The organism is Roseateles sp. P5_B10, assembly GCF_056400485.1.
Genome location: NZ_JBFULE010000848.1, coordinates 1 through 2,211, shown reverse-complemented (window position 1 = coordinate 2,211; position 2,211 = coordinate 1). Strand labels below are relative to the sequence as shown.

At 65.0% G+C, this 2,211-nt stretch carries 3 protein-coding genes; 1 reads left to right on the top strand and 2 read right to left on the bottom strand.

The features are described from left to right. Positions 1–288, bottom strand: a 288-nt coding sequence (locus tag AC1DU6_RS28405) for a choice-of-anchor J domain-containing protein (protein ID WP_477861221.1), incomplete at its 3' end; no start/stop codon positions are given. 359 nt (positions 289–647) lie between these two features. Beyond that, positions 648–1,478 carry a spondin domain-containing protein gene (locus tag AC1DU6_RS28400; RefSeq protein WP_457321538.1) on the bottom strand — a complete coding sequence of 277 codons (831 nt, stop codon included), beginning with the start codon at positions 1,476–1,478 and terminating at the stop codon, positions 648–650. Between the two features lie 345 nt (positions 1,479–1,823). On the opposite strand from AC1DU6_RS28400, the gene AC1DU6_RS28395 reads away from it, so the two are divergent. Then, positions 1,824–2,211 (top strand): hypothetical protein (locus AC1DU6_RS28395; RefSeq protein ID WP_477861219.1); only part of this gene is annotated, 388 nt, incomplete at its 3' end.

Here is a 2,211-nt window from a genome sequence, read left to right as displayed (position 1 = left end):
GAAGTACGGTGTGATCAGGAAGTTGTCGATGAACCCGCCGGGAGGAGCGGCCAGGTAGTTGGAAGCGATGTAAGCGTTGGCAGCGCCCGCCTGCGCGGTAAACGCCGTGGTGTTGTCGCCCTGGAACCAGTCGGTGCCGGAGCTGGGTGAACTGACGTTGGCCAGGACCCAGCCCTTGCCGGCCAGGGTCGCCACGTCGTCGAAGCCCTCGCTCAGGAGGACACCCGCTTGCGAAAGCGTAGCCAATCCCGCCAATACGAAGGCTGCGCCAAGTCTTGTGATCTTCATGAACACTCCGAATTAACCGCATTTGGGTTGGAGGCGCAGGCCGTCTCGGAGCAACCACTCTTTCCGGCCGCAACCTCGCCGGCCTGGGCAGTTGGCGAGAAGTGCCTGTCCAGTAGCCCTCGCGACAAGATCAGTCAGTCACTGCATCCGTCCGATTGGCGAGGCTAGGTTCGTGGTTGCCTCGTGGCAAGCCCTCTTGTTGGGGGGAAGCTGGCAACGTACTAATGAAGCCGCTTGAACATGCGCATCAACCGACCGTGCCGGCGCTACCTACACCACCAAGCAGGCGGCATCCGCGCTGGCGTGGACATGCTGCTGCCGGCCCCGCCGCTGCCTTCACATCCTCTACCCAACTTCGCTCAGACCTTGTGCGCGTTCCCGGCGCCTGCACGCTTGCGCAGCAGGTGAAGCAGCGGCAGTCCGCCCGCCAGCAGAGCCCAGGTGGTCGGCTCGGGCACAGCGCTGATGGTCAGGCTGGCTGCGGGGCCGGGCAGCCAGTTCCAGGCCGCTGGCGCGTTCGCGTCGCCGCGGATGCCCAGGTGGGTGGTGATCAAACCGCCTTCGGGATCGCGGGCGTTGCCCAGCCCGAGTGCGCCGAGAAAGCCGTTGGCCTCGTTGTTCTTCTCCGAACCCGCGTCGTAGCCGTACAGGTTGATCGTGACGGTGCCGGTGATGGTCGACAGGTCCAGGCCACTGACGCCGATGAAGCCGTCATTCGTCCAGCCCAGCATGCTGGCAAACGACAGCAGGTGGTGGGAGGCATTGGCATTCACCATGACCGTCACGGAGTCCTGTTGAGGCAAAGGTGCAGACAGCGGCGCCGCAACGCTGAGCACGCTCGTGCCGACAAGGGCGTTGGCTTCGTCGAGCAGGAAGCTGCGATTGCCGCCTTCTGCAATGCGCCAGATCGTCTCCGGTGCGGCCTGGCCGACGGTGAAGGCCGTATAGGCGTCGCTGTGCGTGATGAACACCGGTGGCGAAAGCCGCTGGCCGGTCTGTGCCGTCGCCGCCCCCGTCGCCGCGGCATTGCTCGTCAGGTTCTTGAACGTTATCTGGTATGCCGGTGCTTGTGCGGCGGCCCCTTGAGGAAGCAAGAGGGCAGCAGCAAGCGCCACTCCGAGGGCGCCCAGCCGATGGGGCGTGATGGCTGTGCGGTGGGGGGCAGGGGCGGTGTGATGTGCGTTGTTCATTCGAGAGATCTCCTGTTGGTTGGCACGCGGGGCGACACCCCGCGTGCTGCAGTCGCCGCCAGGCCGCAGGCATTACTCCCTAGGTTCATAGCGACCACCCGGATGGGGGTGCTGCTGTAAGGAGCAGGACTGCAGGTCGACCAAAGCGCCCGCGGAAAAGCCGAAAGCCGGGGTCCCAGCCCGTTCGCTGGCAAGACACCGCAAACACCAACATTTCGGCGGCCCCCGAACACGACACCTTCGGTGTGCAGACGTATTTCCAGCACGCCAGGGATCAGCCGGATTTAGGGACTGACGGCGCCTGGGTAGACGCATAGCCTTCGGCCACCAAACAAGGAGCCCGACATGCGCCTCTGCCTCAAAGTGCTGCCCCTCGCGCTGGCAAGCTTGCCCACCTTCGCGGCCGAATTGAGCCAACAGAATCTCGGCGCCACGGGCGCTCTCGTATCGAGTTGCGCCGGCCTGGCCACTGGCGCCTTCCCGACCGAAGGCAATCTGTTCGACTGGCGGCCGGGCCTGTCCAACTGCAACGCGGCCTCGACCACCACGCCGGGACAGCAACTGGCGACCAGCGGCACCTACAACCAGGCAACGCCTTCCATTCAGGCGGACTCGCATGGCAGCGCTACCTACGGCTCGGTCGGGATGTACGCACATTTCCGCGCCAATGCCAGCGCCGGCTTCGCAGCGGCCGAAAGCACGGCAGGATGGACCGACACGTGGACGCTGATGC